7 protein-coding genes are annotated in these 6,971 nt (G+C 65.0%); 4 read left to right on the top strand and 3 right to left on the bottom strand.

Features of this window, described 5'->3' with window-relative positions:
- Positions 1-146 precede the first annotated feature (146 nt).
- The 3 genes from QBK88_RS30445 to QBK88_RS30435 all read right to left on the bottom strand — a co-directional run bounded on the left by QBK88_RS30445 (position 147) and on the right by QBK88_RS30435 (position 1,814).
- On the bottom strand, positions 147-755 hold the full coding sequence (locus tag QBK88_RS30445) for an XRE family transcriptional regulator (protein WP_277965007.1): 609 nt from the start codon (positions 753-755) through the stop codon (positions 147-149).
- 36 nt (positions 756-791) lie between these two features.
- Positions 792-956 carry a hypothetical protein gene (locus QBK88_RS30440; RefSeq protein ID WP_277965006.1) on the bottom strand — a complete coding sequence of 55 codons (165 nt, stop codon included), beginning with the start codon at positions 954-956 and terminating at the stop codon, positions 792-794.
- 120 nt (positions 957-1,076) lie between these two features.
- Positions 1,077-1,814 (bottom strand): GntR family transcriptional regulator, encoded by a 738-nt coding sequence (locus tag QBK88_RS30435; protein ID WP_277965005.1) that lies wholly within the window; start codon positions 1,812-1,814, stop codon positions 1,077-1,079.
- 109 nt (positions 1,815-1,923) lie between these two features.
- On the opposite strand from QBK88_RS30435, the gene QBK88_RS30430 reads away from it, so the two are divergent.
- Genes QBK88_RS30430 through QBK88_RS30415 form a run of 4 tightly spaced genes read left to right on the top strand, consistent with a single transcriptional unit; the run spans position 1,924 to position 6,925 of the window.
- Positions 1,924-2,763 carry an ABC transporter ATP-binding protein gene (locus QBK88_RS30430; protein WP_277965004.1) on the top strand — a complete coding sequence of 280 codons (840 nt, stop codon included), beginning with the start codon at positions 1,924-1,926 and terminating at the stop codon, positions 2,761-2,763.
- Positions 2,760-3,752, top strand: coding sequence for an ABC transporter substrate-binding protein (locus QBK88_RS30425; RefSeq protein WP_277965003.1), 993 nt, complete (start codon positions 2,760-2,762; stop codon positions 3,750-3,752). The genes QBK88_RS30430 and QBK88_RS30425 overlap by 4 nt, the downstream gene beginning before the upstream one ends.
- A 7-nt stretch (positions 3,753-3,759) precedes the next feature.
- The gene (locus QBK88_RS30420) at positions 3,760-4,509 is read left to right on the top strand and encodes an ABC transporter permease (protein ID WP_277965002.1); all 750 of its coding nucleotides are present in this window, start codon (positions 3,760-3,762) and stop codon (positions 4,507-4,509) included.
- 43 nt (positions 4,510-4,552) lie between these two features.
- Entirely contained in the window at positions 4,553-6,925 is a 2,373-nt protein-coding gene (locus QBK88_RS30415) for a hypothetical protein (protein ID WP_277965001.1), read from the top strand.
- Positions 6,926-6,971: the final 46 nt, after the last annotated feature.

Here is a 6,971-nt window from a genome sequence, read left to right as displayed (position 1 = left end):
GAAGCTAACCCCGCCCGTCCATTCAGCCCTGTGGGACCGGGCGCCAGCTCGGGAAGGGCGCGGCGCGGTTGGGCTGGAAGAACGCGGCGTCTGCTTCCCGAGCTTCGCCCGGGCCTGCGGTGGGCGTGTGCCGCGTTGCCTGAAGGCTATTCGCGGCGCTCTGGGTAGGTCATCACCAGGTACGCCAGCACATCGCTGTCGGCCGGGTTGCGGTAGCGGTGAGGCTGGTCGGCGTAGAACAGTAGGGAGTCACCCGTTGATAACAGGTAGCGCTCGTCATTGACGCTGATTTCCAGCACCCCCTGGGACACCACCAGGTTTTCCTGTACGCCCGGGCCATGCCCCTCGGACACTTCTTCACCCAGAGGGCTGAGGCGCAGTTCGTAGAATTCGACCTGACGCGCCACGTCGAACGGGAACAGGGCGCGGCTGATGAAGGTGCCATTGGCGCTGACCAGCCGCTTGCTCTCACGGGCGGGCAGCAAAGCCACCCCGTCGAACTCGCGTTGCTCCAGGAACGCTGCCACCGACACTTTCAATGCCTTGGCGATCTTGCACAGCACCTTGATGGACGGCACGCTGCGGCCCGATTCGATCTGCGCGAGCATGGCCCGGCTGACCCCGCTGGCCCGTGCCGTGGCGTCCAGCGATAATTGGCGTTTGGCACGCAGGCGTTGCAGGTTCAGGGCGACGCGCCGGCCCACCTGGTCGTCTTCGCCCGCTTCAGGGCTGCTGAATTCGACCGCAAGGTCCATACCGCTGTCTAGAAAGCCGCTGGGCAGGGCCATGGTTCAGGCCTGACGCGAAGGTTCAACTGCCTTGAGCGCCTGCGCCCATTGTTCGTGGGAGAGGGAGGAATGCCCTGCGTACATGGCCCACATCAGTTTGCCCAGGTGCTGCGCCTTCTTGCGATTACGGTAAAGGGTCAGGTCGACAACGTTCGGGTGGGCGCTCATGGCAGGTTCCTAAAGGCAGTACAAGTAACCGGAATGGCCCCAGAATAGCCGTGCGCCCTTAGAACCTTAAATACTCAATATGCATTTAGTCATTCATTTCGGGTATTAGCGCCGACACCGTCATTGCCCCGCGCGGGATTTGAACACGCCGCTCAGCACAAAGGCGTAGCGTTCCGGCCGGATATGGAACGTGGTGCGGTCACAGCAGCGCTCATCGGCGAACCACGAGGTGCGCTCCATGACCAGCAGTGCCGCGCCGCGCTTGACCCCCAGGCTGGCAGCCAGAGCCTTGTCGGCCTCCTGGGCACGGATAGCCAGGTCGGCACGGGCAACCGGGCTGCCGGTGACTGCCTCCAGTATCGAATAGATGGGCTGTTGCTCAACTTCTTCCCACACCACGCTGGCCAGTTGCGCCGGCAGGTAGCTGCGGCCCAGGGCGATGGGTTCGCCGTCGACGAAGTGCAGCCGCTCCACGCACAGGCACTGGGCGGCACCTTCGAATAGCGCGCGCAAGGCTTCCGGCGTCGGTTGCAGGTGCTGGCCCACCACACGCATGGTGGGTGTGAGGCCCTGCAGCAACAAGGCCTCATGGAAACTGCGCAAAGCATCCAGGCCATGACGTACCTGCTTGGCGGCGGCGAAGGTGCCCTTGCCCTGCTTGCGTTCGACCACGCCGTCGTCACACAGCTTGCCCACCGCCAGGCGGACGGTGACGCGGCTCACCCCGAAGCGCTTGCCCAGCTCGGCCTCGGACGGCAGTTTGCCGGTGGGTTCGAATTCGCCGCGCTGGATTTCTTCCAGCAACTGCTGGGCGATCTGCTCTTGAAGTGACGTGGTGCTGTCGCGAAGGATGGGCACTGTGCGGTTCCGTTGCTTCTAAGGTTATGAAAATACAATCTTGGTTCAGCTTGTATTAATACGTATTATGTCAGGACTATCCATTGTAAACGACCTGACAGCGCTTGCCATGCCCTTGACTCCCTTTGTTTCGCCCCCCGGTGCCAACGCCCTGAATGTCGACGCGATCAGTTTCGGTTACGCCAACGGCCATTCGGTGTTCGAGCAATTCAGCCTGCGGGCGCGGCCCGGCGAGTTCGTGGCCATTCTCGGGCCGTCAGGGTGCGGTAAGACCACCTTGCTCAATTTGCTGGCCGGATTCCAGGCACCGTCCGCCGGGCGTATCCTGATCAACGAGCAGGCGGTGCGCCCGGAGCTGCCGGAGCTGGGCTACGTGTTCCAGGCACCGCAACTGTTCCCCTGGCTCAGCGCCCTGGAGAACGTGCGTTTCGGTTTGCGCATGGCCGGGCAGGGCAGTGATGCCGAGCAGCGCGAAAAAGCCCTGGGCTATTTGCGCCTGGTGGGCCTCGAGCACGCTGCCCAGCGCCTGGCCCATCAACTGTCGGGGGGCATGCAGCAGCGCGTGTCCCTGGCCCGAACCCTGGCGCTGGAACCCGGCGTGCTGCTGATGGATGAACCCTTCGCCGCCCTGGACGCCATCAGCCGCAACAGCATGAACGAGGAAACCCTGCGCCTGTGGGCCGAACTGGGCCAGACCGTGCTGTTCATCACCCATGACATCGATGAAGCGGTGTTCCTGGCCGACCGCGTGGTCGTGCTCAATATCGCCCCCGGTGGTATCCACAGCGAACTGGCCATCGACCTGCCACGCCCGCGCAGCAACCTGGTGACCCGGCGCCTGCCCGCATTCCTCGATTACCGCAATGAACTGATGGAGCGCATCTCCCAGGTCATGGCCCAGTCACCCCTTGCCATTCCCGTTCGCCCCTTGCCCGAGACCCTCGCATGATCAGAACTGCCCTCCTGGCCGCCACGTTGTCGGCCCTGACCCTGGCCACCAGCGCCTTTGCTGCCGATAAACCGCTGCGCATCGGCTATGTGTTCGCCATGGCCAACGCCCCGGCCCTGATCGCCGACAAGGAAGGCTTCTACAAGCAGGAAGGCCTGGACGTTGATCTCAAGGCCCTGGGCGACGGCCCGGTGATCCAGCAGGCCTTGGCCGCTGGCGAGCTGGACGTGGCCTATGTGGGGACGCCGCCGGTGTACCAGTGGTATTCGCGCGGGCTGAAAAGCACCATCCTGGCCAAGGTCAACTACGGCCAGGCCGCGGTGCTGGTGGGGGACCACAGCCCTGTCCGGCAACTTCAGGACCTCAAAGGCAAGAAGCTCGCCGGGGTCAAGAAGGGCAGTGGCATGGACGTGCTGCTGCGCGGCTATGTGCTGAAAGAGAAGGCCGGGCTGGACCCCGACCATGACCTGAACATCATCGATATGCCCCCGGGCAACATGAACGCCGCCCTGGACCGAGGCATCGTCGATGCTGCGTTCACCTGGGAGCCCTTCGTCAGCCAAGCCGTGCTGCGCGGCTCGGCGCGGGTGCTGCTGGACGTCAACCAGGCGCTGCCGCAATACCCCTGGTACGTGGTCATCGCGCTGCCCAAGACCCTGCAAGAGCGCCCCGACGACGTGGTCAAGCTGCTGCGTGCCCATCGCAAGGCAGTCGCTTTCCTCAACGAACACCCCGCCGAAGCCAACCGCATCATCGCCGATGCGTTTCGCCTGGAACCGGTGCAAGGCCCTGACGGCAAGACCATCAGCCCCGAAGCAATCGTTGCCCAGGCTCGTACGCGGCTGGGCTGGTCCGCCGACCTGGGGCCAGCCGACATTCAATTCATTCAGCGCCTGATGAACGACTCCAAGGCTCTGGGGTTCATGGACACCGCCATGACCCCAGCGCAACTGGTGGACACGTCATACCTGGAAAAAGCGTCGCACTGAGCCCTTCATGACCTTACCGAAACCAAACTGGGGCTGGGCCTCGCTACCGTTCCTGCTGTTGGTGTGGGTGGCCCTGGCCAGCCGCTTCCCTAGCTATGTGCTACCACAACCCTGGGTGGTGGCCCATGAGGCGCTGCGCTGGCTGGCCGATGGCTCGCTGTGGCTGCAACTGCGCGCCAGCCTGCTGGAGGAGTTGGCCGGCTTTTGTGGCGGCGTGCTGGTGGCGGTGCTGTTGGGCAGCGCTGGCGGGCTGTCGCGGCGCTTTCGCGACTTCATCTCGCCCCTCAACAGCCTGTTCATGGCTATCCCGCCGATCGCCTGGGCGCCGCTGATCCTGATCATTTTCGGCCTGGGGTTCTTCTCCATCGTGCTGGTGATTTTCATTGCCGCGGTGTTTCCCATGGCCGTCACCCTGCAAGAGGGCGTGCAGAGCATTCGCGGCGGCGAAGTGCGCGCCGCCCGCACCTTGGGCGCCAACCGCTGGCAGTTGCTGGCCCATGTCTATTTGCCGGCCTCGCTGCCCTTCCTGACCGCAGCCCTGCGCATCGGCTTCAGCCAAGGCTGGCGGGCGCTGGTGGCGGCGGAAATGATCGGCGCCTCCCAGGGCATTGGCTGGATGGTGTCCATGGGGGGGCAGATCGGCAACAGCAGCCAGGTGCTGCTGGGCATTGTCCTGATCGGCTTGCTGGCCTGGCTGATGGAAAGCCTGGTGTTCCGCCGCATCGAACGTCATTACCAGGCCTGGCGCCCGCAGTGACGCGGCCGGCCCATTCTGAATCGAACCCTTCACGAGGTGTCACTTGAGTACTACTTTCGATCCGCGCGACGCCGGGCACTTTATCGCCCCCCAGGGCTTGTACGAGCGCAACAAGCAGCGGCCGTTCCTGGGCAGCATCAGTTGCGACCGGCAGACCCTGGTGGCTGGCCAGTGGGATGAAATCACCCTGGTCTACGAAGTGGGCGGCAGCGGCCTGGCTGACGGCGCCTGGCTGAAACTGGCGTTCAAGTTCTATTCCGACTGGGCGCTATTCCAGACCAGCAACCCGGCCGGCGCCAACTACGTCAGTGCCGAGTACCAGGCCGGTGACCTGGTGCCCGGCCAGAGCCAGGCCACCGTGCAGCACCTGAAGGTACGGTTCGACCAGAAGGGCCATGAGCGGCCGTTCCAGAAAGCCTTGATCATCGACATCATCGACGGCTACCTGAACCCCGGTGACCGCATCATCATCCGCCTGGGCGACCGCCGTCAGGGCGGAGCCGGCACGCGGGTGCAGAGCTTTGTCGAAAAAGGCTTCCAGATGCGCCTGTTCATCGACCCGCTGGGCAGCTCCAAGTTCGCCGAGGTGCCGGGCGACCTGCTGCTGGATATCGTGCCCGGCCCGGCCAGCCACCTGCAGGTCATCGCCCCGCGGTTGATCAGTGCCGGCGAGGCCTTCGACGTGCTGGTGCGTGCCGATGACGCCTGGGGCAACACCTGCCGGCAGTTACCCTTGGCCGGCGTGCTGACGTTGGCCGGCCCTGAGGGCGAGGCGCAAGAATTGCCTTTCACCCTGGCCGGCGACGGCTGGGCCGTGGTGCGCCAGAGTGCCTTGGTGTTGCAGGGGCAGGGCGAATGGCAATTGCGTGCCCGGGTCGACCACCCCGGCGTCGCACCCAGCATTGCCTATGTGACGGTAGATGCCGCCGGTGCCGGGTTGCGGCCGCTGTATGCGGATCTGCACGTGCATTCGGATGATACCGTGGGCACCAACGACACCTTGTACAACCTCAGCTATGGCCGCGATGTCGCTGGCCTGGATGTGCTGGGCTACACCGCCAACGACTTCAACATCACCGAGCAGCGCTGGGACCAGGCCGTTGCACTGATCAGCGAACTCAACGAGCCGGGGCGGTTCGTCTGCTACCCCGGTACCGAATGGTGCGGCAACTCGTGCGCCGGGGGGGATCGCAACGTGGTGTTCCTGCATGACCGCAAGCCGGAGTTCCCGTTCGACAACCAGGGCCGCCTGGTGCGTTCATTCGAGTGGAACGAGTTCACTGCCGGCACCATCAAGCCGGGCGCCTGGCCGGTGGATGAGTTGTACGCCGCCTACGCCAAAGACCCCGAAGGGCACTTGATGATGCCCCACGTGGGCGGGCGCCGCTGCAACCTGGACTGGCACCACCCTGAGCTGGAGCGCCTGATCGAGGTAGGATCGGCCTGGGGCCAGTTCCACTGGGTGTACGCCGAGGCCTTGCAGCGCGGGTACCGCGTGGGGGCGGCGGCCAACAGTGACGAGCACCAGGGCCGTTGCGGCGGCGGGGTACCGGCCACGGCGGTGTTTGGTTCCCGTGGCGGCCTGACCGGGGTGCTGTCCAGCGGTTTCGACCGCGCCAGCGTCGGCAAGGCCCTGCGGGCCCGGCGTACGTTCGCCACCACCGGCGAGCGCACGTTCGCCAGCCTGCGCCAGGGCCAGCACTTGATGGGTGAGGTGTTCAGCGCCCAGGCCAGCGACCACCTGGACTATCGCTTGCTGGGCGACAGCGGCTGGGAGCAGGTCGACCTGTTCGACGGTGAGCAGTTGATCTGGTCGCGCAACCTGCACCAGGAATTGGGCCTTTCCAGCCAGCGTATCCGTGTGCGGCTGGGTGGCGCGCGGATCAAGGACCGCTACCGCGGCGCCTATTGGGCGGGTGAAATCGAGGTCACCGGCGCGGTGATCAAGGGTTTCACTACCCAGGGCCTGGACCATCCCGAGCAGACCGTCTGGCGTCAGGGGCCCACCCGCCTGGCATTTCGCACCGACACCAACGGCGACACCGACAGCATCGAGCTGGAGCTGTCGCACCTTGCCGGCGCGCGGATTCAGGTACGCAGCCGTATCGACAACTACGTCAAGGTGGGGGACCCGTCGCAGCCTCAGCCGTTCGTGCATGCGCCCAGGGTCGATATCGACCTGACCGGTGACACCCTGCTTACCGCAGGCGCGCACGTGCAGCACCTGGCGGGCGCTGAGTTGCAGGTAGCCGTGGAGTGCATGACCATGGCGCCCTTGCCGCGCGAAGTACAGGGGCAGGTGGCACTCGCGGACCTGGACCTGGACCCGGCTCGCGAACACCCGTTGTTCATCTGTGCCCGGCAGCGTGACCAGTCCCGTGTGTGGACCTCGGCGCTGTTCCTGACCCTGAACTGACGCGTTTGTGGCCGTGACCTTCGCCCGTTGATGACCGCGGCGCCTG

Source organism: Pseudomonas sp. RIT-To-2 (assembly GCF_029623465.1).
Taxonomy (GTDB): Bacteria; Pseudomonadota; Gammaproteobacteria; order Pseudomonadales; family Pseudomonadaceae; genus Aquipseudomonas; species Aquipseudomonas silvicola.
This window is presented reverse-complemented; position numbering and strand designations above follow the sequence as displayed.

Coding starts and splice junctions, on each gene's coding strand:
- QBK88_RS30445 (WP_277965007.1), bottom strand. CDS start 755: ATGGACCTTGCGGTCGAATTCAGCAGCCCTGAAGCGGGCGAAGACGAC.
- QBK88_RS30440 (WP_277965006.1), bottom strand. CDS start 956: ATGAGCGCCCACCCGAACGTTGTCGACCTGACCCTTTACCGTAATCGC.
- QBK88_RS30430 (WP_277965004.1), top strand. CDS start 1,924: ATGCCCTTGACTCCCTTTGTTTCGCCCCCCGGTGCCAACGCCCTGAAT.
- QBK88_RS30425 (WP_277965003.1), top strand. CDS start 2,760: ATGATCAGAACTGCCCTCCTGGCCGCCACGTTGTCGGCCCTGACCCTG.
- QBK88_RS30420 (WP_277965002.1), top strand. CDS start 3,760: ATGACCTTACCGAAACCAAACTGGGGCTGGGCCTCGCTACCGTTCCTG.